Raw genomic sequence first — 24724 nt, 5'->3', positions numbered from 1 at the left:
CCTGCACTTCTGATGTGTCACGGCAGCTTGCACACGCTGCCGTGAGATCACCGCAGAACAGCGCCTGAACACGCCGTAGCACGCTGGCGCTTGGGTACGCCAGCGGACTGCGGTAGGCTCGATCCGACCCACCGATTCCCCCGCCACACGAGACCGCCATGAGCCGATTCTGGAGCCCGATCGTCCACACGCTGACCCCTTACGTTCCGGGTGAGCAGCCGAAGCTGCAAAACCTCGTCAAGCTCAATACCAACGAGAACCCGTACGGCCCGTCGCCGAAGGTGCTCGCCGCGCTGCACGACGCCAACAACGACGCGCTGCGCCTGTATCCGGACCCGAACGCCGACCAGCTCAAGGATGCGATCGCCACCTACCACGGCCTCAAGCGCGAACACGTCTTCGTCGGCAACGGCTCGGACGAAGTGCTGGCCCACGCTTTCTGTGCGCTGCTCAAGCACGACAAGCCGCTGCTGTTCCCGGACATCAGCTACAGCTTCTATCCGGTGTATTGCGGGCTGTACCAGATCGACTACCGCACGGTGCCGCTGAATGACGCGTTCGAGATCGATGTCGCAGACTACGAAGGCGATGCCGGTGCGATCATTTTCCCGAACCCGAACGCACCGACCGGCCGGCTGTTGCCGCTGGCCGATATCGAGCGGCTACTGCAGCGCCAACCGGACGCGGTCGTCGTCGTCGACGAGGCCTATATCGATTTCGGCGGCGACAGCGCATGTACGCTGATCGAGCGCTATCCGAACCTGCTGGTGGTGCAGACACTGTCGAAAAGCCGCTCGCTCGCCGGCCTGCGCGTCGGCTTCGCGCTCGGCCACCCGCAACTGATCGAGGCGCTTGAGCGCGTCAAGAACAGCTTCAATTCCTACCCGCTCGACCGCCTCGCCATCGCCGGCGCCAGCGCCTCGTTCGCCGACGAAGCCTACTTCCGCGCGAGCTGCGACAAGGTCATCGCCAGCCGCGAAAAGCTGAGCGCAGCGATGCGCGAACTGGGCTTCGACGTACTGCCGAGCGCGGCGAACTTCGTGTTCGCCCGCCACCCGCAACACGACGCCGGTCAGCTGGCGGCCGGGCTGCGCGAGCACGGCGTGATCGTCCGCCACTTCAAGGCGCCGCGCATCGATCAGCATCTGCGCATCTCGATCGGCACCGACGCCGAATGCGATGCGTTGATCGCCGCATTGCACACGCTGCTGCGCTAAGCGATGAAAACGGGCTTGTGGCTGCTGCTGGTGGCCGGCGTCGTTGCCGGCCCGGGCTGGTATATCTATGCACGCTTTTTCTCGGGCCAGCTGCTCGCCAGTCATCCGCTGCAGCAGTCAGCGGCGGTGCAATCGATCACCCAGACGGTCAGCCTCGACCAGGGGCCGATCGGCATCGTCCTCAAGGGCAATATCGGCGGCCGGCGCTTCGGCCCGGAAAACCGCGCCGATTTCGCCATCGAGGTGCGCCAGAACGGTCAGCTGCTGAGCAAGGAAGTACTGGTCTTCGTCGATGCCAAAACGGCGTCCGATACGGCGCCGGACCGCACGCCGAACCGGCTGGGGCTGGCACCGATCACGCTGACGCGCGGCGGCACGCTGGAGATCAGCGTCACGGCCACCGGCGAACAGTCGCTGCCGGTTCACGAGCTGATGCTCGACATCCGCGGCGGCGTGCGCCCCTCGCCGATGCATTGGCTGCTCGCCGGCGCATTGCTCGCCGTCGGTGCTGCGATCATGCTGATCCTCGGCAGCCGCCGCTAGAGCCCCCCCCCGTTAGGTGGTTACGCCTGTGCATTTTGCCTCCGTCCGATGCTCGGAATCCTCGTGGACTCCATGTCCACTCCGGCTCCTGCGCTTCGGGCGGAGCCAAACTGCCTTGGCTCGCTCACCCACCGGGATAGTCTCCCGACTCAATCACCACCAATAAAAAACACGCCAGCATGCCGGCGTGTTTTTTATTGGTCGATCTTGACGCAAGCCACTCAAGCCGTGCGTCGCGCAAAATCCCTGGGCCGGAATCCCAGCAAGGCCAGCACGCCGAAGTAGGCGCCGATGCCCGAGGCCACCAGCAGCGTCAGCCGCAACAGGCGCGAAGCCATATGCCCGGTATCCCACGGCGGCATCAGAGCCATGACGCCAAACAGCACCGCCGCCATCGCCACCACGGCGACGAGCAGCTTGATGCAGAACATCCACCAGCCCGGCTGCGGCTGGTAGATGTTCTGACTGCGCAGCTTCCAGAACAGCAGGCCCGCATTGAAGCAGGCGCCAAGGCCGATGGCCAGCGCCAGGCCGGCGTGCTGTAGATGCCAGACAAAGGCCAGGTTCATCAGCTGTGTCACCGCCAGCGTCAGCAGGGCAATCTTCACCGGCGTACGGATATTCTGCCGAGCGTAGAAACCTGGCGCCAAGACCTTGACCAACAGCAGACCGACGAGGCCGACCGAGTAGGCAATCAGCGCGTACTGGGTCATCAGCGAATCATGGGCGCTGAACTTGCCGTACTGGAACAGCGACGCCGTCAGCGGCTCGGCGGTGATCGCCAGCCCGACGGCCGACGGCAGCGCCAGCAGCAGACACAGGCGCAGCCCCCAGTCGAGCAGCACCGAGTAACCGGCGGCGTCCTTGCTGGCATGGGTTTTCGACAGCGACGGCAACAAGATGGTCCCGAGCGCGACGCCGAGCACGCCGGACGGGAACTCCATCAGCCGGTCGGCGTAATACATCCACGACACCGAGCCCGAGACCAGGAAGGACGCGAAGATCGTATTGATGATCAGCGATACCTGGGTGACCGACACACCGAGCACCGCCGGCCCCATCTGCTTGAGCACGCGCCAGACGCCGGCATCCTTCATATTCAGACGCGGCAGCACCAGCATGCCGATTTTCTTCAGGTGCGGCAGCTGATACCCCAGTTGCAGCACGCCGCCGGCGAGCACCGCCCAGCCCAGCGCCAGCACCGGCGGATTCATGTGCGGCGACACCCACAGCGCGAACGCGATCATGCTGATGTTCAGAAACGTCGGCGCGAACGCCGGCACCGAAAAACGGTTCCAGGTATTCAGCACCGCGCCAACCAGCGAGGCGAGCGAGATCAACAATATATAAGGGAAGGTGATGCGCAGCAGCGAGCTGGTCAGCGCAAACTTCTCCGGCGTATCGACAAAACCGGGCGCCGACGCCCAGATCACCCAAGGTGCGGCGAGCATGCCGATGATCGTGACCACCGCCAGCACCAGCGTCAGCAGCCCGGCGATATAGGCCACGAAGGTGCGCGCGGCGTCCTCGCCCTGCTGGCTCTTGTACTCGGCCAGGATCGGCACGAAGGCCTGAGAGAACGCGCCCTCGGCGAAAATCCGCCGCAGCAGGTTCGGCAACTTGAAGGCGACGAAGAACGCGTCGGTCATCAGCCCCGCACCGAAAGTCCGGGCGACGATGGCATCGCGAGCAAAACCGAGAACGCGTGAAACCAGCGTCATCGAACTCACGGCGGCGAGCGATTTGAGAAGATTCATGGCAGCCAGCGACTTTGGAAAACGCTGCGGATAATACGCCGTCCAGCCGGCTCGGGCAGCGTGCATTTGTATCCGGACTTGCATCCTGCGGCACAAGGCGATAAAATCGCGGGTTTTCAAGGCTGGCTTCGGGCCACGCCCGATTTCCAACCACATCCGTTATTTGGAGTTGACAGAATATGGCTAACAGCGCCCAAGCTCGCAAGCGTGCGCGTCAGGCTGAACAAGCCCGCCAACACAATGCCAGCCAGCGTTCGGCGTTCCGCACCGCGATCAAAAAGGTGCTGAAGGCGATCGACGCAGGTGATAAGGCTGCCGCACAAGCGACCTATCAGGCATCGGTGTCGATCATCGACAGCATTGCCGACAAGAACATCTTCCACAAGAACAAGGCCGCTCGTCATAAGAGCCGTCTGTCCGCTGCCGTCAAGGCAATGGCTGCTTAAGCAGTCTGCAGGAAGACAAAACCCCGGTCCAGGCCGGGGTTTTTTTATGCCGCCATGACACTCCTGCACCGAAATGCGCTGAACCACGGCGGGGCCGTCTACCCATTGGCCTGGCCCCGTGTTCTAGCTATGCCTTCATCGCCTCGATCAAGGCCCTCAGCCCGGCAGACTGGTGCCTGCGGCTAGGAAAATAAAGAAAAAGGCCCTCTTCGACGGCACACCAGTCTTCGAGGCAGGCCGTCAACCGGCCGTCTCGCAGGTAAGGCGCCGCTCTATCCTCCCAGACATAGGCCAGGCCCAAGCCTCGCGCCGCGGCGTCCACCATCAACTCCTGACTATCGACCGTCAATTGGCCGTTTACCTCGACCCGAACAATTTCGCCGTTTTTGAAGAACTCCCAATTGAATATCGTGCCACTCGGAAAGGCATAGCGGATACACGTGTGATGCTTCAGCTCATACGGCGCGATCGGCATCTGCTTGCCCGCGAAATAGCTTGGCGAACCGACAACGGTAAAGCGGAAACTCGACTTGATCCGAACCGCGATCATGTCCTGCGAAAGACGCTCACCAAAACGAATGCCCGCATCGTAGCCTTCCTCGACGATGTCGATCAGCGAGTCGGTGGCGACCACTTCCAGTTTCAGTCCGGGATTCCCCTTCAGCAGCGCCTCCATCGCGTCGCCGAGTACGAAGGGCGCGATCGAGTTGGGCACATTGATCCTGACCGTACCGAAAGGCGTAGCGCGGAATGAGTTCAGGTCGTCCACGGCGGCCCGCATGTCCATCAGCGCCGGACTCAGTCGGGCAAACAGCATTTCTCCGGCTTCGGTCAGCGAAACGCTGCGCGTGGTGCGATGAAAAAGGCGCACCCCCACTCGGGTTTCGAGGCTGCGTATCGAATGGCTCATCGCCGAGGACGAGGTGCCTCGTTCGGTGGCTGCCTGCCGGAAGCTCAGGTGCTTCGCGACCGCAGCAAACGCGGCAAGTTCGGCCAGTTCAGTACTTTCCATTGATGAACACCATTCAGCACCGTACGAAAGATTAGCTACTTTATCGCATCAATAGCGATCTCCAGAATAGCCTCCACGGAATAAGCGGAAAGCCGCACCTTCCTGTTCCTTTGGCCCAACTTGTTGAATCTGGAGAAATCAATGCGCACTCCCGTCCCCCCCCAAACGCTTGCCGGAAAAGTCGCCCTGGTCACCGGCGCGAGCTCCGGCATCGGCCGCGCCACGGCCATCGAACTCGCCCGTCGTGGCGCCAAAGTGGTCGCCAGCGCGCGCCGCCAGTCCGAAATCGAGGCGCTTGTCGCCGAGATCAAGGACGAAGGTCACGAAGCAAGCGCCGCTGTCGCCGACATCAACATTGAGCAGGATGTGATCGATTTGGTCGCAAAGACAATCTCGACCTACGGCCGTATCGATATCGCCTTCAACAATGCCGGCACCGAGGGCGCACTCTCGCCCTTCGTCGAGCAGAGCAACGAAACCTATGACACGATCTTCAATGCGAACGTGCGCGGCGTGTTCTGGTCGATGAAACACGAGGCCAAGGCCATGCTCGCGCAGGGCGGCGGCACCATCATCAATAACGCCTCGATGGGCGGGGTGATCGGCTTTGCCAACGCCAGCCTCTATATCGCCAGCAAGCATGCCGTGCTCGGCCTGACCAAGACGGCCGCGATCGAACTGTTCAAGCAGGGCGTGCGCGTCAATGCCGTCAATCCCGGCATTATCGACACGCCACTCCAGGATCGCATCTGGCCGAGCACCGAGGCGAAGGACGCTTTCGCCGCGGCTACCGTTCCCGGCCGGGCTGGCGCCGCCGAAGAAATCGCGACCGTCGTCGCGTTTCTCGCCTCGGATGACGCGGCGTTCGTGTCCGGCCACGGCCTGCTCATCGACGGCGGCTATTCGATCGCCTGACCACACTCGGCAGATTCCAAAGCATGAACAGCCGGTCGCGGCGGATGGTTATCTACCGCGACCGGCTGACCACGCACATCGATCGCAACCTGGCCCTGCCGCTGCCGGAAGGTGGCTTGCGCTTCGTCCGGAATCTCCAGCCGAGGACAACACTGCATTGGCCGCTAAGCGACTTGCATTCAGCCCTTGGCGTAGGCCATTTTTTCGCTCCTTGCCACGCCAGTCCTCGCCCAACTGGTCTTACTCTGGACCACCGTCCACACCACTTCGATGCAGACGTCACATGACGGGCACCTTGTCACCGTTCGGTGGGCTGCGTCATCGGCACGACGCTGCGCCGGCCATTAGTCCACGACCAATGGCTGTCAACCGTAGCAAGCACCGCAAAATCCAATACGAATTGTCCAATTAACTACATTTCTTCAGCAGCATAAAGTCAAATACATCTCTGTTTTTAAAGTAGAAAACAAACATCATCTCCATCTGGAAAAGTAGTTTCCCTTAGCCACGATTACTGCATCGCAACATCCCAGCCCGCCCCTCCTCCATCGCGCCGATTGACGCCGGACTGTCGCATCGAAGCTAATGCTCGACTGTTGCCCGTGATGGCGACAATCGCACCGGGATAAGACCAATACACATCCCCCGGTTTCCATTCCTCGGAAGGAGATTGACAGCAATGTTGCACCACCGTCGCTTTGCCCTGGCCGCGCTCCCTGCGGCCCTGTTCGCTGTACAAGCCTTTGCCGCCTACCCGGCATGGCAGGAAGGTCAGACCTATACCGCCGGCACTTATGTGTCCTACAGCGGCAATGATTACCAAGCGCTGGTGACCCACACCGCCTACGTCGGCGCCAACTGGAATCCGGCTTCGAGCCCGACGCTGTGGAAGCTGATCGGTGCCAGCACCGGCACCCCGAGCCCGACTCCGACCGCAACGCCTACCCCGGCACCGACGCCGACCGCGACCCCCACACCCGCACCGACACCAGCTCCGACCCCCGCCCCAACGCCGGCGCCGACACCAGCGCCGACACCGTCGGGTGTCTGCTACGCGGCCTGGTCGAGCAGCACCGCCTACAACGGCGGCGCCAAAGTGACCTACAACGGCCGCAACTATCAGGCTAAGTGGTGGACACAGGGCAACGTGCCGTCGAGCAGCGTCGGCGAAGGCCAACCGTGGACCGACCTCGGCGTCTGCGGCAGCACCCCGACACCTGCCCCGACACCGGCTCCGACACCGGCTCCGACACCGGCTCCGACGCCTGCTCCGACGCCTGCTCCGACGCCTACTCCGACGCCTGCTCCGACGCCTGCTCCGACGCCTGCTCCGACACCGGCTCCGACACCCGCTCCGACACCGGCTCCGACACCGGCGCCGACACCGGCCCCGACACCGTCCGGCAAGAAGATGACCGGTTCGTACTTCACCCAGTGGGGCGTCTATGACCGTGCCTACTTCGTGAAGGAAATCGACACCAGCGGCGCCGCCGCCAAGCTCGACTTCATCAACTACTCGTTCGGCAATATCTACAAGCAGGCCGACGGCACCTACAAGTGCGACAGCGGCATCAACAAGGCCGAACCGGGCGCGACCAACCCGAACGCTTCGGACGCCGGCACCGGCGGCGATTCGTGGGCCGATTACCAGATGGATTACGCGGCCAACCAATCGGTCAGCGGCGTGGCCGACGTCTGGGAAAACAAGCTCAAGGGCAACTTCAACCAGCTCAAGCAGTTGAAGGCCAAGTATCAGAACCTGAAGGTGGTGATCTCGCTCGGCGGCTGGACCTGGTCCAAGTGGTTCTCGGCTGCTGCGGCAACCGACGCAGGCCGCAAGGCACTGGTGAGCTCGTGCATTGATGTGTACATCAAGGGCAACCTGAAGAAGTCGGGTGGCGATCCGGCCGGTGGCGCAGGCGCCGCTGCGGGCATCTTCGACGGCATCGATATCGACTGGGAATACCCGGGCGGTGGCGGTCAGCCGTACAACACCAGCAGCGCGGCCGACAAGCAGAACTTCACCTTGTTGATGGCCGAGTTCCGCAGCCAGCTCGACGCGATCGGCAACACCAACGGCAAGCACTACGTGCTGACCGCAGCGATCGGCGCCGGCAAGGACAAGATCGACAACACCGAGCCGGCCAAGTACAGCCAGTACCTGGACTGGGTCAACGTGATGAACTACGACTATCACGGCTCGTGGGAACTGCCGGGTGCAGCGACCTTCCATTCGAACCTGTTCGCCGATCCGGCCGATCCGTACGCGGGTACGCCGGCGCAGTATTACAACACCGACTATGCGATCAAGTATCTGATCCAGAACGGCATGCCGGCCAACAAGCTCAACGTCGGCATCCCGTACTACGGTCGCGGCTGGAGCGGTGTACCGGCGGGTCCGAACGGCAATGGTCTGTACCAGACCGGCACCAAGGCCGGCAAGTGCTACGCCACGCCGTGCGACGAGCCGGGCTATCAGGACTACCGCCTGCTGGTGAACGCACCGGGCCAGACCTATGTCCACCCGGTGACCAAGCAGCTGTGGAAGTTCGACAGCGATACGTTCTACAGCTACGACGATTCGGCAGTGATCGCAACCAAGGCCGACTACGTCAAGGCCAATGGTCTCGGCGGTCTGTTCAGCTGGTCGCTGGACGGCGACGACGCCAACGCAACGTTGACCAAGGCCATGGCCAAGATCAATCCGTAAGCGTGTAGTGCCTCCATCATTGATAGCCCCGGCCTGGCCGGGGCTTTTTTCATGGCGGCAGAATTCCAACAATTACCGTCAAATTGCTTTCCAGAAATGAAATGTTTCGCCAGCATGGCTGTTTTTGTCCGATCAACAGGAGAAGACGCATGAATCTGGTTTACGCAAAAGAGAAGACGCTGTTCGCGGTGATGGTCGTGCTGGCCAGCATCGTCTGGCTGGCGCTGATTCTCGGCACGCTCGGCATCGCGCTCTTGTATGTGCTGATGGGCTTTCTGGTTTATCTCGTGACCCAGTCGGCCTTCATTTCCTACCTACGCGGCACCGCGGTTCACGTCACTGACGCGCAGCTGCCGCAGCTGTATCAGCGTATCCAGCACTGCGCGCGCAAACTGGAGATCCGCGACGTGCCCGAGGCCTTCGTGCTGCAGGCCGACGGCATGCTCAACGCACTGGCGACCAAATTCCTCGGCCGCCGCTATATCGTGCTGTTCTCGTCGGTGCTCGATGCACTCGAAGACCACCCGGAGGCGATCGACTTCTACATCGGCCACGAACTCGGCCACCTGCGCCGCAACCATCTGAACTGGTCGCCGTTCCTGATGATCGTCAGCTGGATTCCCTTCCTTGGTGCCGCCTACCGCCGCGCTCAGGAATACACCTGCGATCGCCATGGCCTTGCCTGCTGCGACAACCCGCTCAACGCGCAACGCGCCATCGCCACGCTCGCCGCTGGCGGCAGCTACGCCCAGGTCGATGCCCAGCGCTACAGCGGCCAGATCGACTGGTCGCGCGGTTTCTGGATGTCGTTCCACGAGCTGGTGTCGAGCTACCCGTGGCTGACCAAGCGCATGTACGCCGTCCAGGAACTGTCGGCTGGCCGCGAACCGAACATGCCCAAGCGCAATCCGCTGGCCTTCGTACTGGCGCTGTTCGTCCCGAACGCCGGCACCGGCGCAGCCGGTTCACTGATCCTCGTCGCGATGATCGGCATCATGGCGGCGGTGGCAATCCCGGCCTACAAGCAGTACCAGCAACGTGCGGCCGAGGCATCGCTTGGCCTGTCGCACGACGACTACAGCAGTGAAGAAGCCAATGTGGCAGCCGCCGCCGAGCATGCCGTCACCGCGGCAGAGAAAAGCGAGGCCGAAGATCTGGCTGAGGCCGAAAAGCAGGCAATCGAAGCACGCGCCGCGCTGGAAGCGGTCCAGCGGGAAATCGTCGCCCGCCAGCCGACCGGCAGCAAGGAATAAACCGGTAGCAATCATGCAAAACGGCCACCCGAAGGTGGCCGTTTTGTATTGGGCGCAAGTGACGCTTAGGCAGCGCGCTTCTTGAACTCGTAGGTGCGGGTATCGATTTCGATGCGGTCACCGATGTCGATGAAGGCCGCCACCGGCAGCTCGTAGCCCGAGCCCTTCAGCTTGCCCGGCTTCATGACCTTGCCCGACGTGTCGCCGCGGACGGCCGGTTCGGTGTATTCGATTTCGCGGACGATGGTCGTCGGCAGCTCGACCGAGATCGCCTTGCCTTCGTAGAAGGTCACTTCACAGAGGTCTTCCATGCCATCGACGATGAAGTTGACGGCTTCGCCGACGTTTTCGGCTTCGACTTCGTACTGGTTGAACTCGGTGTCCATGAACACGTACATCGGGTCAGCGAAGTACGAGTAGGTGCATTCCTTCTTGTCGAGGACGACGACGTCGAACTTGTCGTCGGCCTTGTACACCGCTTCCGACGCGCCGTCGGACAGCAGGTTCTTCATCTTCATTTTCACGACGGCGGAGTTGCGGCCGGACTTGTTGTATTCGGCTTTTTGAACGACGAGCGGCTGGCCGTCGACCATGATCACGTTGCCGGGACGGACTTCTTGTGCGGTTTTCATGCAGGATTCCTGAACAGCAAAGGCGGTTGGAGTTTGAAATAACTCGCTATTTTAGCTTGGCCCGCACGAAGTTGACCAGATTGTCGGCCAAATTGCCGTTGGCGAGCAGACGTTCGGCCCAGATGCCGGCGTAATCGCGCAGCTGCGGCAGCGCAGCGGCAAAGGCCGGCCATGCGGCGCCAGCGCCTTGGCCAAGATTCCATGCACGGATAAACGCCGTTGCCGCCGCCCGCGTCGCCGCCGGCAGATCGGCCAGGTACAGCGCCAGCCAAGCATCGAGTTTCTCCAGATGCGCGCCGTCGGCCTGGCGGTAGATGTGCCAGACCAGCGGCGTCCGCGCCCACTGTGCCCGCACGAAGCTGTCTTCGCCACGGACGAAATTGAGGTCGCAACTCCACAACAAGCGATCGTAATCGGCCTGACTGACGAAAGGCAGCACGCTGATCGTCAACGCCCCCCGCTCGCGCGTCGCCCCCGCGGTCACCGCCTCGCCGAGCCACGCCTGCAGCTGCGGCAAGACGCGACCTTCGGGCACCAGGCAATGCATCGGCGCGGCACCGGTCGCCCAGGCGTCGAGCAGCTCGGCGAGCGCGTCGTTTTCGTAAGCGAACAAGGACGTCAGTAGTGCGCCAGCGCGTGGCTGGACGCCCAGCGAGTCAAGGAAGTGCGCACGCGCGTGTTCACCCCAGCCAGCCCGGGCGGCACGCATTTCGCGCTCGGCGATCAAGCCGCCGGTTTCAGCAGTGAAGCCCGGAAAGAAGAAGAATTTCTGCAAGCCATGCCCCTGCGGGCTGGCCAGCTGGTGGCAGCCCGCCACCCACTGTTCGGCCGAGAGGTATTCCAGATTCAGCCAGACCGGTGGCGTAGCCTGCGGCGCGCGCATCAGGGCGACGACCGACGCCGGCACCGAACAGGCAAATGCCTCGATGAGCACTTCACCGAGTTCGTCGACGACGGTTGCGTCGTCCCAGCGCTCGACGGTGACGCCATGCAGCCATTGCGTGCGCGCATGCGCCGAGGCATCCGGGCACAAACGGGCCAGGCTGGCCGGATCGTCCAGCCACAGCACGACGTGAATGCCGAACTCGTCGTGCAACTGGCGCGCCAGCCGCCAGCAGACGCCGATATCGCCAAAGTTGTCGACCACTTTGCAGAACACATCCCAGCGGCGCGCAGTCACTTCGCGCTCCAGAGGCAGTCGTTCGAGCATGGCTTGGCAATCCATGGCAATCGGCCGGAAATGAAGAAATACATTGGGTAGACGTACAGGTCGTCGATCGGTTCTTACCGTTCGGCGGCCCATCCTTGAAATGGTATCGCGGCGAATTTTACCCGATCCGCCCCGACGCCTGCGCAGCAAGCGCCACGGCCCGGACAGCAACAGGTCTCAACGCCCCTGCCGGTTTGATACCAATTGGATAACCGGCTGTTTCGGCGTGATATTCGGGGTGTGCAAGGCATTGAGGCAAAGCGGATAGACAGAAAAAATGAATGTTCATGTCGCGAAACTGATTCGCTACCTGAGGCCATTCAATCAACAACAAGTAGGACGGAGCACGATGAACAAAAAACAACATGCCAGAGCCGCCCGGCTTTGCGCGGCTTTGCTGATGGCTGCCGGCGTCATGATCGCCCACGCGGCACCAGCCTGGCAGGAAGGCAATACCTATACCGCCGGCACCACCGTGAGTTACAACGGCCACGACTATCAGGCGCTGGTCACCCATACCGCCTATACCGGCGCCGGCTGGAATCCGGCGTCGACGCCGACGCTGTGGAAAGACCTCGGCGTCACCGGCGGTACCCCGACGCCAACGCCGACCCCGGCACCGACGCCAGCCCCCACCCCGGTGCCGACACCCGTACCGACACCGGCCCCCACGCCAGCGCCGACGCCCAAACCAAGCCCGGTGCCAACGCCGGCACCGACGCCTGCCCCCACCCCGGCGCCGACGCCCGTGCCGACCCCTGCGCCGTCGGCCTGCTCGGTGTGGAAATCCGGTCTGGCGGTCAGCGCCGGCCAATCGGTGCTGTACAACGGCAACAGCTACAAGGCACTGGTGACCCACACAGCGCAAACCGGCTGGGAGCCGGCGAACGTCGCGGCGTTGTGGCAACCGGACAGCGTTTGCGCGACCCCGGCACCGACGCCGGGCGGCCCGACGCCGACGCCGGCACCAACCGCGCCGTTCTGCGCACCGGACTGGGTCTCGAACAAGATTTATCCGAAGGGCAAGGTCGTCGGCTACAAGGGTGCCGCGTACGAGGCACTGGTCGATACCTACGCGATCCCGCCGGACAGCACCGTTTACACCAACCAGTGGAAAATCGTCGGCGTGCCGAAGGGCGATCTGTGCCCGGTGACCGTGCCGAACAATGTCAACTACGGCGCCGCCGTCCCGGTGACCGGCAACCCGAATTCGGGCGTGGTCAAACCGGCCGGCGCGATCGGTACTGCCCGCATCGCCAACACCGCGTCGACCGCACCGGCCGGCACCCGTGGCGGCATCAATCCGGCCACCGATCCGGGCGGCAACCATCCGGGCTTCGATTCGGACACCGGCGCCCGCGTCGCCAAGCTGGCTCCGGGCAGCCTGGCGCTGCAACACAACGTCTACAGCACGCAGGCCGGTCAGGAACGCGTGGCCTACCTGGGTGACTGGGCGATCTACGGCCGCCGCTTCGACTTCAGCAAGCTGCCGGTGAAAAACCTCGATCGTCTGGTCTACGGCTTTGCCGGCATCTGCTTCCCGGCGGCCAAGAACACCCAGGATCCGGGCTTCCCGACCACCGCACCGGCCGCGGTCAACCGCACTTGCGGTCTCGGCACGACCAAGCTGCCGGACGGCGCGATGGCGATGGCCGACTACGAGGCCGCGTTCCTGCGCAACCAGCCGGGCGGCCAGGTCGCGAAGATCTCGGGCACCGAAGGCATGTACGAGATCGGCAAGGACGATGTCGGCGGCGTGTTCGGCGTGCTGTACAACCTGCGCAAGGCCAACCCGGCGCTGAAGCTCGACCTGTCGGTCGGCGGCTGGACGCTGTCGGAAGGCTTCCCGTGGATGGCGTCCGACCCGACTCGTCGCAAGGTCTTCGTCGATTCGATCGTGGCCTTCCTCGAACGCTATGACTTCGACGGCATCGATATCGACTGGGAATACCCGGCCAGCGATGGTGCGGTCCCCGGCATGGCACGGGCCGATGATCCGCAGAACTATCTGCAGCTGTTGAAGGATCTGCGCGCGGCCATGGACTGGCTCACCGTCAAGACCGGCAAGAAATATCGCCTGTCGTCGGCGATCCCGGCCACCCAGGGCAAGATCGACAAGCTGGCGTGGACCGAGATCAACCAGTATCTCGACCGGCTGTATGTGATGACCTATGACCTGACTGGCGCATGGGAACGCAACATCAGCCACCACACCCCGCTGAACAACAACCCGAACGCCAACGGTTCGTCCACGGGTTCGTCGGCCAGCTGGATGATCGAGTACCTGAACCGCCAGTACGGTGTGCCGTTCAACAAGATGATGATCGGCGTGGCCAACTACCACCGCAGCAAAGCCATCCTGCCGGGCGACATCACCGAGTACACCAACGGCCTGAAGGGTGATTCGCACTTCGGCGATCCGAACTGGACCGGTGCCGCCTTCATCACCGGCATCGCCGGCGTCGGCAGCTGGGAAGCCGGCGTAGTCGAAGGCTATGACCTGTACCAGAACTACTTCGACCGCGACCTCAAGCCGCGCAATGGCTACCACCTGTACACCGACAAGGCGGCTAACGCCGACTACGCGGTGAACCCGGTCGGCGCCAGCGGCTGGTCGTACATCTCGCTCGAAACACCGCGTACCGCGGGTCTGAAGGCGCAGTACGCCAAGGACAAGGGCCTGGGCGGGGTGTTCTTCTGGCAGATCGAACAGGACAACGGCTACAACCTCAACGCCGTCAACCACGTGCTGGGCAACACGCTCGTGACCGACACCGCTGATGGCAAGCCGCAGAACCAGATCGCCACTTGCGGCGAGAACGTCACTGCAGCCGAGTGCCAGGACCTGATCAAGTCGATCAAGTAATCCGCATCACCCACTCGCACCCCGGTTCACGCCGGGGTGCTTTTGTTCGTTCAAGGACAGGAACACACCCATGCAAGCGAAACTTCTGACCCGCCTGCTCGCAGGCGTCGTCTTCGCCGCCGGCATCATGGCCGCCCACGCCGCCCCCGCCTGGCAGGAAGGCAGCACCTACACCGCCGGCACCACCGTCAGCTACGCCGGCCATGATTATCAGGCCCTCGTCACCCACACCGCCTATACCGGCGCCGGCTGGACGCCATCGTCGACGCCGACGCTGTGGAAGGATCTCGGTGTCACCACCGGCACGACTCCGACTCCGACTCCGACCCCGACGCCGACCCCGACGCCGACCCCGACCCCGACGCCGACGCCGACCCCGACGCCGACGCCATCGGGCAGCTGCACCGCTGCAGCCTGGAACAGCAGTACCGCGTACAACGGTGGTGCCACGGTCAGCTACAACGGTCGCACCTACTCGGCCAAGTGGTGGACACAGGGCGACGTGCCGTCGAGCAATGTCGGCGACGGCAAGGCGTGGAATGACATGGGCGCCTGCGGCCCGGTCAGCCCGACCCCGCCCCCGACTCCGACACCGACACCGACACCGACACCGACACCGACTCCGACTCCGACTCCGACTCCGACTCCGACACCGACTCCGACTCCGACACCGACACCGACACCGACTCCTATCCCGGGTAACGACGGCCTGCCCAAGCACGTGCTGGTCGGCTATCTGCACGCCAGCTTCGCCAACGGCTCGGGCTATATCCGCATGGCGGATGTCTCGGACAAATGGGATGTGATCAATCTGTCCTTCGCCGAACCGACGTCGTCGACCAGCGGCCAGGTCGCGTTCAAGCTGTGCTCGGTTGCCGAGTGCCCGAATGTCGAATCCGAAGCCGACTTCATCGCCGCGATCAAGGCCAAGCAGGCACAAGGCAAGAAGGTGCAGATCTCGATCGGTGGCGCCAATGGTCAGGTCCGGCTGGAATCTGCAGCGGCACGCGACGCTTTCGTCGCATCGGTCTCGGCGATCATCGATCGTTATGGTCTGGATGGTCTGGACGTCGATTTCGAAGGTCATTCGCTGCAGCTGAACGCCGGTGACAACGACGTCGCCAATCCGACCACGCCGGTGATCGTCAACCTGATCAACGCGCTCAAGCAGCTCAAGGCCAAGTACGGCAGCAAGTTCACGCTGACCATGGCGCCGGAAACGTTCTTCGTCCAGCTCGGTTACGCCTTCTACGGCGGCAACTGCTCGGGTTGCGACACCCGCGCCGGCGCCTACCTGCCGGTGATCTACGCGCTGCGCAACGATCTGACCCTGCTGCACGTGCAGGACTACAACTCGGGCCCGATCACCGGCCTCGACAACCAGTACCACACGATGGGCAACGCCGACTTCCACGTCGCGATGACCGACATGCTGCTGAAGGGCTTCAAGGTCGCAGGGACGAACTTCCAGTTCCCGGCGCTGCGTCCGGAGCAGATCGCCATCGGCCTGCCGGCCAATGGCAACGCCGGTGGCGGCTTCACCAGCGTGGCCGACGTGCAGACGGCACTGAACTGCCTGATGAAGGCGGCCGGTTGCGGTAACTACAAGCCTTCAGCGGCCTACCCGGGCCTGCGCGGGCTGATGACGTGGTCGGTCAACTGGGACAAATTCAACAACTTTGAATTCTCGACCCAGCACCGCGCCTACTTCAACGCACTGCCGCAATAAATCGCATCCGGGCGCCGCCAGAACGGTGGCGCCTCGCCACATGCGACAGCACAAGGGCGCCGCAGCAGCGGCGCCCTTGTCACGACCATGCCCCTCAGCCGATATAGCCGGCCAGATGCCAGAAAACCGCGCGGCCGTCGACATCCGGAAAACGTTCGTTCTTCTGGACAATCCGCGACTGCGGTTTGCTCGCCAAGCATTTCCACAGCCCGGCCTGCGGGCACACATCACCACTTCTGCACACGCTGCCAAGCGCATGGCTGCGCAAACTCAAATCCGTCTGGCTCATCCAGCCACCACCGCAAGCAAAAACGTTGCGAATGGCAACATACATCGTCAAATGAAGCCATCGGTAAGAACCCTAATCTTCGCGCCGACGATGGCCGGTTCGATGCCGACACCGGCCTGAGCGACCGGCACCGGCTTCATATCGCCAGCAGGGCCCGCACCTGCGGATGATGATCGACATCGATCGCCGCGTAAAACTGCTCGCCGACCAAGCCATGTACTTCCTGCAGATACGGCGCAGCCTGCCGGGCCGCCCCGAGCGCCAGCAGCGACTTGGCAATCCACAATGAAGCGGCAGGCTGGCGGATCGACAGGCAGAAATCGCGGGCGATCAGCGCGGCCTCTACACACTCGCGGAAGCGGCCGTTCGCGAACAGCGCTTCCGCCCGGCCGCCGTGAATCCAGTAGCGGATCGACCGGTGCCGCAAATGCAGGTCGGCGATCTCGGCGGCGGCTTGCCACTGCAGCAGGCTCGCCGCCTTATGCCCCTCTGCACCCAAACGAATGCCCTCGTTGGCCAGCGCGAATGCCTCCCGCTCTTCCGGCGACATTGCCGCGAGCCGTTCGGCTCTACTGCGTTTCGCCATGGACTCACTCTTTCCTCATGCCGTTGCCCAGGATCGGATCAACCCGGGAAATCGACCTTGGCCGCGTGCTGTGCTTCTTCGGTGGAGTACTTCACCCTGATCTTCTTCGGCGACACGCCAAGCTTCACCAGCGCATTCTTGACTTTATTGGCCCGCGCCACCGCCGCCGCCTTGGCATTGCCGATGTCCTTGCGATCGCAGTAACCGGTAATGACGATGCGTTTGGCTGCCGATGCCTGATCCAGCAGCAGGCGCAGCTGCGCCTGCGCCGCTTCGTCGAGCTTGACGCTTTGGGTCGCGAAAGTGATCAGCGAAGGATCAACGCGCGCCGCCGCGCTCGGCGTAGCTGTGGCCTTGGCGGCGTCGGTCGACGTTGCCTTGGCTGATGGCTTGCCCTGCGCGGCTTCAGCATTGGACGATGGATTCTGCGCACATGCGGACAACAAAACGGCGGCGATCACGACAGCCAGGCGGGACATAAAACCTCCAATTCAGCGAACACGATGGAAAGCAACCCCGTCCATACGGGGTTGGCATAGGGCGTACAGAAAGGTGAAGCGACGAACAACCGCTTGCAAGCCGATCAATTTCTGTCACCAGATCACCAAATATCTGTCACTGAAAGCCATAAAAAGTTCACATCACCGATCTCGCGGCTCGCAGGCGCCAGGTGCAATGCCGCAAACCGGCCGCGACGGCAGCCGGCATCATTCCGCTTCGGCGCGGCCCGGCGGCGTCAAACGCCGTTCAGGCAAACTGCATGACCTCGTCCAGCGCCTTGCGCGGCTTTTGCGGCCAGTTGCCCGCCCTCGGATAACCGGCGGTCACGAGCATCACCGGTACCTCGTCGTCGCCAAGCCCGAATTCCCGGACCACGCCTTCGGGCTCGAAACCGCTCATGGCACCGGTCGCCAGCCCCATGCCCTGCGCGGCAAACATCAGCGTCATCGCCGCGAGCGACGCCGAGCGCACGGCTTCGTCACGCTGCAGCTGCGGGTTGTCGCGATGGCTTCCGCTGGCCTGGGCCACCCAGCTGTCGACGGTCGCCGGCTTGAGGATGCCCGCGTCGAGCGCCGGCTGCAGGGCCCCCGGCAATCCTTCATATGCGGCGAGCGTGCCGCAGATGATGAAGGTCACCGGCGCATCGACCACCTGGGGCTGGCCGTAGGCCACCGCCTGCAGGCGGACCTTGGCACCGGCCGAACGCACCGCGATGAACCTCCAGTTCTGGAAGTTGTAGGCCGACGGGGCACGGGTGGCCAGACGCACCAGCTCTTTCACGGTGTCGTCGGAAACCGGCCGGCTGGCATCGTACTGGCCGGTGGAGGCACGGGTTTCGATCAGGGTTTTGACAATCTCGAACATGGCTTGCTCCTTCTGGAACCGAATTTGAACTGCACGGGGGAATTCACGTTCTTGCGACAGGCACCGCCTGCGTCTGGCTCGACGCCCACTGCACGACGAGGATGCTGCCGAGCACCGTGACCAGTCCGGCCAGCGAGACGGCATTCATGCGCTGCCCCAGCAGCGCCCAGCCGAGAATGACAGCGGTCAGCGGGCTGAGCAGACCCAGCGACGACACCGCGACCGGGGACAGGCGGGCAAGGCCGCGGAACCACAGCACGTAGGTCAGCATGGCGCCGAAGACCGACAGGTAGGCGTAGCCGAGCACTTGCGTCAGGCTCAGCGACGGTAGAGGCGGATCGAGGAGCCCGGCCACCGGCAGCAGCATCAGCCCGCCGGCCAGCAACTGCCAGCCGGTGAAGGCCAGTACCGGCACATCCGGCCGCCAGCGCCGCGCCAGATAGGTGCCGGTCGCCATGCAGGCCGCACCGGCCAGCGCAGCCGCGATGCCGACGGTATCCCACACCGCCCCCGGCGACAGCAGCAGCGCCCCCATGCCCAGCACGCCGAGCACACCGGCGCCCAGCGACAGGCTGGCCGGCTGCTGCCGGTCGATCGCCCAGACGAGGCCCATCACCAGCAGCGGCTGTATTGCCCCGAGCACGGCGGCCAGCCCACCGGGCAGGCGGTAGGCAGCGACGAACAGCAGGGTCTGGAAAAAACCGATGTTCAGCGCAGCCAGCACCGCCAGCCGCCCCCAGTCCCGTCGGGCCGGCAGGCGCCGTACCAGCAGGGTGAGTGCCAGTCCGGCCGGCAGTGTCCGCAGCAAGGCTGCGGTGAACGGCCGGTCCGGCGGCAGGATCGCAGTCGCGACGATGTAGGTCGAACCCCAGATGGCCGGCGCCAGCGCGGTCAGCGCGACATCGGGCCAGACGGAAGCATTGCGCGTTGTCGACATGATAATATCTCGATATCAAGATAAACTCAGTGTGTCGCTGAATTATCTTGAAGTCAAGACAAATGGAGTCCAATCATGAAAACCGGGAAACGGCCGGATGCCGTCGACAACATCCTTGCGCAGTGGCGGCGCGAACGTCCGGATCTGGACGCCAGCCCGATGGGGCCGATCGGCCGCGTGCGCCGCTGTGCCGCGCTGCTGCAGCGGCGGCTCGATGAGACCTTCGCCGAATTCGGCATGAGCAGCTGGGAGTTCGACGTGCTGGCCACACTGCGTCGCGCCGGCGAGCCACACTGCCTGGCACCCACCGCGCTGTTCTCCGCGCTGATGATCACCTCCGGCACGATGACCCACCGCCTGCAGAAACTCGAGGCCGGCGGCTGGATCACCCGCCTGCCCAACCCGGACGACGCGCGCAGCCTGCTGGTGCAGCTGACCGACGCGGGGCTGGCGCAGATCGACCGGGCGGTCGAAGCGCACATCGAGAACGAACGGCGGATCCTGGCCCCGATCGGCGCCGAAGACCTTGCTGCACTGGATGCCCATCTGGCACAGCTGCTGGCCGCGCTGGAGCCCGACGGCGCGTAGACCCGCCGTACACAGGCACTCGCAACCGTTGTCCGGGGTCTCAAGGCTGCTGCAGACCGAGCAACGGGCAAAGAAAAAGGCGTTACGCAATGCGTAACGCCTTTCATTCATGGTGGGCCCTGTGGGGCTCGAACCCACGACCAAAGGATTATGAGTCCTCTGCTCTAACCGACTGAGCTAAAGGCCCGCACCGTAAAGGGGGCCTATCTTATTGCTCGTTGCCCAAACTTTCAAGGAAGCTCTTCAAGCGTTCCGAACGGGTCGGGTGGCGCAGCTTGCGCAAGGCCTTGGCTTCGATCTGCCGGATCCGCTCGCGGGTGACGTCGAACTGCTTGCCGACTTCCTCCAGCGTGTGGTCGGTATTCATGTCGATACCGAAGCGCATCCGCAACACCTTGGCCTCGCGCGGCGTCAGCGTGTCGAGGATTTCCTTGGTCGCTTCGCGCAAACCGGCGTACACCGCGGCCTCGGCCGGCGCCACGGTCACCGAGTCTTCGATGAAGTCGCCCAGATGCGAATCGTCGTCGTCACCGATCGGCGTTTCCATCGAGATCGGTTCCTTGGCGATCTTGAGGATCTTGCGGATCTTGTCCTCCGGCATTTCCATCTTTTCCGACAGTTCTTCCGGCGTCGGTTCGATGCCGGTTTCCTGCAGGATCTGCCGCTGGATCCGGTTCATCTTGTTGATCGTTTCGATCATGTGAACCGGAATCCGGATCGTCCGCGCCTGGTCGGCGATCGAACGCGTGATCGCCTGACGGATCCACCAGGTCGCATAGGTCGAGAACTTGTAGCCGCGACGGTATTCGAACTTGTCCACCGCCTTCATCAGGCCGATATTGCCTTCCTGAATCAGATCGAGGAACTGCAGGCCGCGGTTGGTGTACTTCTTGGCGATCGAGATCACCAGACGCAGGTTGGCCTCGATCATTTCACGCTTGGCGCGGCGAGCCTTGGCCTCACCCGTCGACATCTGACGGTTGATTTCCTTCAGGTCCTTGATCGGCAGCATCGCACGGGTCTGCAGTTCGCCGAGCTTCTCCTGCTTTTCCATGATCGCGTGCTGGTAACGCGCCAGGATCTCGCCATACGGCTTGTTCGCGGCCAGTTCTTCAAGCACCCACGACGGGTCGGTTTCGCGCCCCGGGAAGTTCTTGATGAAGTAGTCACGCGGCATCCGCACACGCTGGATGCACAGGTCCATGATCTCGCGCTCGTGGCTGCGAATCTCGTCGACCATGGTGCGAACCTGATCGCACAGGTTTTCGGTCTGACGGGCCGAGAAACGGATGATCTGGAAGGCTTCGGCGATCAGCTGCTGCTGTTCGAGATAGGGCTTGCCGTGCGGGCCGTCCTTGGCCAGCGCCTTGAGCATCTTCTCGTAGTGGCCGCGAATCATGTCGAAATGCTCGCGGGCCTGCGTCTTCAGCAACTCGAGGTTGGCCGCCGCAGCGCTGGCGCCGCCGTCGTCCTCTTCCTCGTCGGCATCTTCGTCGTCGTCGCTGGCCTCGTCATCGGCAACCGGTGGTTCCGGCTGCGCTTCTTCCTCGACCGCGTTCGGGTCGATGAAGCCGTCGATGACGTCGTCGATGCGGATTTCGTCGTTCAGACCCTTTTCGACCAATTCGAGAATCGTCTCGATCGTCGTCGGGCACGCCGAAATCGCCGTGATCATGTGCTTGAGGCCTTCCTCGATCCGCTTGGCGATTTCGATTTCGCCTTCACGGGTCAGAAGTTCGACCGTGCCCATTTCACGCATGTACATCCGCACCGGATCGGTGGTACGGCCGAACTCGGCATCGACCGACGACAGTGCGGCTTCGGCTTCTTCGGCCGCGTCGTCGTCGGCAACAGCCGGCGGCGCGTCGGACATCAGCAGGTCTTCGGCGTCGGGCGCCTCGTCATAGACCTGGATGCCCATATTGGTGATCATGCTGATCACGCCTTCGATCTGCTCGGCGTCGAGCATGTCTTCGGGCAAGTGGTCGTTGATTTCGGCGTACGTGAGGTAGCCGCGCTCCTTGCCCTGTACGATCAGCGACTTGAACTTCGCCTTGCGAACTTCGGGGTCGAGCACTTCGGAAGCATCATCGTTCGCACCGCGCGCTTGCTTGCGATCGAGGTCTTCTTTGTCAAATTCTTGATCTGCCGCCATGACTCGTTGGACTCGGAAAGATTCGGAAAAACCGTGGATTATATCAGATAAAACAGCCCAGTAGCCGCGTCGAGACTGGCATCACTACCGTGACGCCAGCAAGGCAAGGTATTCCTGCTTCTCGACTTCGGTCAGGCCACCATGCGCCGCGCGGTACTCCAGTTCGGAACGCCGATCCAGTGTAGCCGGCCGTGCCAGCACCTGCGCCGCCATTGCCATTACTGCCGAAAACTCTACCTCGCGCTCCTCCGGCGCCATGCGCTCGAACTCTGCAGCACCCTGCGTCAGCGCACGTGCCAGCTCGGTATAGCCCGGCTCGTCACGCCACAATTCAAGCAACTGCGAGCCCCGTTCGAACTGCGGATGTGTCCGCGCCGCGTCGAGCACGTCGGCCACCATCGCCGCTCGCCCTTCTCGCGGCCACGCCTGCCATACAGCTTCGGCCGTCACGGCGAGAGAAGGTTCGGTCAATACCAGTTGCAGCAAGCGGGCCAAGGGGTCACGTTGCGATTTGGGACGCGGCAGCGGCGCCAAAGGTCGGTCGCGTTTATCACTCCACCGTCCCTTGCCCCGGCCACGCCAGCGCTCGCCATCGTCACCCCGCCATTGCCGCGCAGCTTCGAAATGCGCCTGCTCGGCGCCAGGCGGATACTCCTGCTGCACCGCCAGCGACGGCGAAACCGCCTCACCACCCAAGATGAGGTCAAGCTCGCCCATTTCCAGCCTGCACAACGCCGCCAGTCGCTTTTTCAGCATCAGCGCATAGGCCGGTGCGCGCACCTTGGCGAGGTGCGGCTTGGCCAAATGGATCAGCCGCGCCCGCCCCTCTTCGCTTTCGAGTTCGACCTGGGACGAGAGTTCGCGCAACAAGAACTGCGCCAGCGGCACCGCGTCCTGCAGCACCCGGACTTCAAACGCTTCACGGCCGAATTCGCGCACATAGGAATCCGGATCGTGCTCGGCGGGCAGGAACAGAAAGGTCAGCTTCTTGCCATCGGCGATCAACTCCAGACTATTCTCGAGCGCCCGCCATGCCGCCTTGCGGCCGGCACGGTCGCCGTCGAAGCAGAACACCACGTCGTCGGCGAGCTTGAGCAATTTCTTCACGTGCTCGGGCGTACATGCGGTACCCAGCGTCGCCACCGCGTATTCGACACCGTGCTGCGCCAGCATCACGACGTCCATATAGCCTTCGACCACCAGCACCCGGTTGCTATCGCGAATCGCGCCACGTGCCTGCGACAGCCCGTACAGCTCGCGCCCCTTTTCGAATACCGGCGTTTCCGGCGAATTCAGATACTTGGGCTCGCCCTGCCCCATGACCCGACCGCCAAAACCGATCACCGCGCCACGCTGGTTCTGGATCGGGAACATCGCCCGGTCGCGGAAGCGGTCGTAGCGGCGCTTGCTGTCTTCCTTGTCGATCACGAGCCCGGCCTCAAGCAGCAGCTTGTTCCAGTCGTAATCGGGAAACACCTGCTTCAGCGCCTGCCAGTCGTCCCCGCCCGGCGCGTAACCCAGGCCATAGCGCGCCGCGGTCTTGCCGTCGAGCCCGCGGCCTTTCAGGTACGCAATTGCCGCTGGCGCGGTCTTGAGCTGCTGGCGATAGAAATCGCAAGCGGCCTTGAGCACGTCGAACACACCCGGCTCGACGCGTAGCGCATCAAATCCGCCCCCGGCCTCCTGCGGCACCGTCAACCCGACCGACTCGGCGAGTTTCTTCACCGCATCGGGAAACGGCAGCGCCTCGTACTCCATGACGAAACTGATCGCCGAACCGTGCACGCCGCAGCCGAAGCAATGATAAAACTGCTTGCTCTGGCTGACCGTGAACGACGGGGTTTTTTCCTTATGGAACGGGCAGCAGGCGTGGTAGTTCTGCCCGGCCTTCTTCAACGGCAGATAGCGCTCGACCACGTCGACGATGTCGACGCGGTTGAGCAGGTCCTGAATGAAGGACTCGGGAATGCGGGCCATCGGGACGCCGGATCAGCCCAGACGCGCCTTGACCAGCTTGTTGACCTCGGCCATATCGGCGACGCCAGCCAGCTTGGCCTTGAGCTCGCCCATGATCTTGCCCATCGCCGCCGGCGTCGTGCCATGCGCGGCGATCGCCGCGTCGACCGCGGCAGCGACTTCGTCGGCCGAGAGTTGCTGCGGCATGTAGTCCTTCAGCACCTCGACTTCGGCGCGCTCGACGTCAGCCAGATCCTCACGCGATGCGGCAACGTACTGCTCGATGCTGTCGCGACGCTGTTTGAGCATTTTTTCGATCACCGCGGTGATCGCCGCGTCGTCGAGTTCGATACGCTCGTCGACTTCGCGCTGTTTGATCGCCGCCAGCAGCAAGCGGATCGTGCCGAGCTTGGTGGCCTGCTTTTCCTTCATCGCGGTCTTCATGTCTTGCTGGATCTGGGCTTTGAGACTCATCGACGGACTTCCTCGAGGTGGATTCGAATGGGCGCCACAGGGCGCGAGTAAAAACACCAAAAGGCCGCTCACAGGCGGCCTTTT

The 24724-nt window shown here is 63.1% G+C and carries 21 protein-coding genes and 1 tRNA gene; 9 read left to right on the top strand and 13 right to left on the bottom strand.

Going from position 1 to position 24724, the window contains the following annotated elements; all coding sequences use genetic code 11:
• The first annotated feature begins 158 nt into the window (after positions 1–158).
• Complete coding sequence (gene hisC, locus R0382_RS10335; RefSeq protein ID WP_432719512.1) at positions 159–1217, top strand: histidinol-phosphate transaminase; 1059 nt, start codon at positions 159–161, stop codon at positions 1215–1217.
• Positions 1218–1220: 3 nt separating this feature from the next.
• Entirely contained in the window at positions 1221–1760 is a 540-nt protein-coding gene (locus R0382_RS10330; protein WP_432719511.1) for a hypothetical protein, read from the top strand.
• A 221-nt stretch (positions 1761–1981) separates the two neighbouring features.
• Here the strand turns inward: R0382_RS10330 and murJ are convergent, their stop codons facing one another.
• Positions 1982–3517, bottom strand: a complete 1536-nt coding sequence (gene murJ / locus R0382_RS10325) for a murein biosynthesis integral membrane protein MurJ (RefSeq protein ID WP_432719510.1) — start codon at positions 3515–3517, stop codon at positions 1982–1984.
• 179 nt (positions 3518–3696) lie between these two features.
• Here murJ and rpsT point away from each other — a divergent pair, with 179 nt between their 5' ends.
• A complete protein-coding gene (rpsT, locus tag R0382_RS10320; RefSeq protein ID WP_432719509.1) occupies positions 3697–3963 on the top strand; it encodes a 30S ribosomal protein S20 in 267 nt (88 codons plus the stop codon).
• A 127-nt stretch (positions 3964–4090) separates the two neighbouring features.
• Here rpsT and R0382_RS10315 read toward each other — a convergent pair whose 3' ends face one another.
• On the bottom strand, positions 4091–4975 hold the full coding sequence (locus tag R0382_RS10315; RefSeq protein WP_432719508.1) for a LysR family transcriptional regulator: 885 nt from the start codon (positions 4973–4975) through the stop codon (positions 4091–4093).
• A gap of 123 nt (positions 4976–5098) precedes the next feature.
• Between R0382_RS10315 and R0382_RS10310 the strand changes: the two genes are divergently transcribed.
• The 3 genes from R0382_RS10310 (at position 5099) to R0382_RS10300 (ending at position 9853) form a co-directional block, all read left to right on the top strand.
• Positions 5099–5890, top strand: a complete 792-nt coding sequence (locus R0382_RS10310; protein ID WP_432719507.1) for a glucose 1-dehydrogenase — start codon at positions 5099–5101, stop codon at positions 5888–5890.
• Between the two features lie 679 nt (positions 5891–6569).
• Positions 6570–8600, top strand: coding sequence for a glycosyl hydrolase family 18 protein (locus tag R0382_RS10305; protein ID WP_432719506.1), 2031 nt, complete (start codon positions 6570–6572; stop codon positions 8598–8600).
• A 149-nt stretch (positions 8601–8749) separates the two neighbouring features.
• Positions 8750–9853, top strand: a complete 1104-nt coding sequence (locus R0382_RS10300) for a M48 family metalloprotease (protein ID WP_432719505.1) — start codon at positions 8750–8752, stop codon at positions 9851–9853.
• Between the two features lie 65 nt (positions 9854–9918).
• Here R0382_RS10300 and efp read toward each other — a convergent pair whose 3' ends face one another.
• Together efp and earP are read right to left on the bottom strand one after the other, a co-directional pair.
• Entirely contained in the window at positions 9919–10485 is a 567-nt protein-coding gene (gene efp / locus R0382_RS10295) for an elongation factor P (RefSeq protein ID WP_432719504.1), read from the bottom strand.
• Positions 10486–10531: 46 nt separating this feature from the next.
• Complete coding sequence (gene earP, locus R0382_RS10290; protein WP_432719503.1) at positions 10532–11695, bottom strand: elongation factor P maturation arginine rhamnosyltransferase EarP; 1164 nt, start codon at positions 11693–11695, stop codon at positions 10532–10534.
• 349 nt (positions 11696–12044) lie between these two features.
• Here earP and R0382_RS10285 point away from each other — a divergent pair, with 349 nt between their 5' ends.
• Both R0382_RS10285 and R0382_RS10280 read left to right on the top strand, forming a co-directional pair.
• On the top strand, positions 12045–14561 hold the full coding sequence (locus R0382_RS10285) for a glycosyl hydrolase family 18 protein (protein WP_432719502.1): 2517 nt from the start codon (positions 12045–12047) through the stop codon (positions 14559–14561).
• Positions 14562–14631: 70 nt separating this feature from the next.
• Positions 14632–16290, top strand: coding sequence for a chitinase (locus R0382_RS10280; protein ID WP_432719501.1), 1659 nt, complete (start codon positions 14632–14634; stop codon positions 16288–16290).
• A gap of 94 nt (positions 16291–16384) precedes the next feature.
• Here R0382_RS10280 and R0382_RS10275 read toward each other — a convergent pair whose 3' ends face one another.
• The 5 genes from R0382_RS10275 to R0382_RS10255 form a co-directional block, all read right to left on the bottom strand.
• The gene (locus R0382_RS10275) at positions 16385–16579 is read right to left on the bottom strand and encodes a hypothetical protein (protein ID WP_432719500.1); all 195 of its coding nucleotides are present in this window, start codon (positions 16577–16579) and stop codon (positions 16385–16387) included.
• Between the two features lie 136 nt (positions 16580–16715).
• On the bottom strand, positions 16716–17165 hold the full coding sequence (locus tag R0382_RS10270) for a hypothetical protein (RefSeq protein WP_432719499.1): 450 nt from the start codon (positions 17163–17165) through the stop codon (positions 16716–16718).
• A 38-nt stretch (positions 17166–17203) separates the two neighbouring features.
• Positions 17204–17644, bottom strand: coding sequence for an OmpA family protein (locus tag R0382_RS10265; protein WP_432719498.1), 441 nt, complete (start codon positions 17642–17644; stop codon positions 17204–17206).
• Positions 17645–17912: 268 nt separating this feature from the next.
• Positions 17913–18530 (bottom strand): nitroreductase family protein, encoded by a 618-nt coding sequence (locus R0382_RS10260; protein ID WP_432719497.1) that lies wholly within the window; start codon positions 18528–18530, stop codon positions 17913–17915.
• A 43-nt stretch (positions 18531–18573) separates the two neighbouring features.
• Complete coding sequence (locus tag R0382_RS10255; protein ID WP_432719496.1) at positions 18574–19467, bottom strand: EamA family transporter; 894 nt, start codon at positions 19465–19467, stop codon at positions 18574–18576.
• Positions 19468–19542: 75 nt separating this feature from the next.
• On the opposite strand from R0382_RS10255, the gene R0382_RS10250 reads away from it, so the two are divergent.
• Complete coding sequence (locus tag R0382_RS10250; RefSeq protein ID WP_432719495.1) at positions 19543–20055, top strand: MarR family winged helix-turn-helix transcriptional regulator; 513 nt, start codon at positions 19543–19545, stop codon at positions 20053–20055.
• 110 nt (positions 20056–20165) lie between these two features.
• On the opposite strand, the gene R0382_RS10245 is transcribed toward R0382_RS10250, so the two are convergent.
• The 4 genes from R0382_RS10245 to R0382_RS10230 form a co-directional block, all read right to left on the bottom strand.
• A tRNA-Ile gene (locus tag R0382_RS10245) sits at positions 20166–20242 on the bottom strand.
• Positions 20243–20263: 21 nt separating this feature from the next.
• The gene (rpoD, locus tag R0382_RS10240; RefSeq protein WP_432719494.1) at positions 20264–22210 is read right to left on the bottom strand and encodes an RNA polymerase sigma factor RpoD; all 1947 of its coding nucleotides are present in this window, start codon (positions 22208–22210) and stop codon (positions 20264–20266) included.
• Positions 22211–22294: 84 nt separating this feature from the next.
• Positions 22295–24187 (bottom strand): DNA primase, encoded by a 1893-nt coding sequence (gene dnaG / locus R0382_RS10235; protein WP_432719492.1) that lies wholly within the window; start codon positions 24185–24187, stop codon positions 22295–22297.
• A gap of 12 nt (positions 24188–24199) precedes the next feature.
• On the bottom strand, positions 24200–24640 hold the full coding sequence (locus R0382_RS10230) for a GatB/YqeY domain-containing protein (protein WP_432719491.1): 441 nt from the start codon (positions 24638–24640) through the stop codon (positions 24200–24202).
• Positions 24641–24724 lie beyond the last annotated feature (84 nt).

Source organism: Jeongeupia wiesaeckerbachi, assembly GCF_050916355.1.
Classification (GTDB): domain Bacteria; phylum Pseudomonadota; class Gammaproteobacteria; order Burkholderiales; family Chitinibacteraceae; genus Jeongeupia; species Jeongeupia wiesaeckerbachi.
This window is presented reverse-complemented; position numbering and strand designations above follow the sequence as displayed.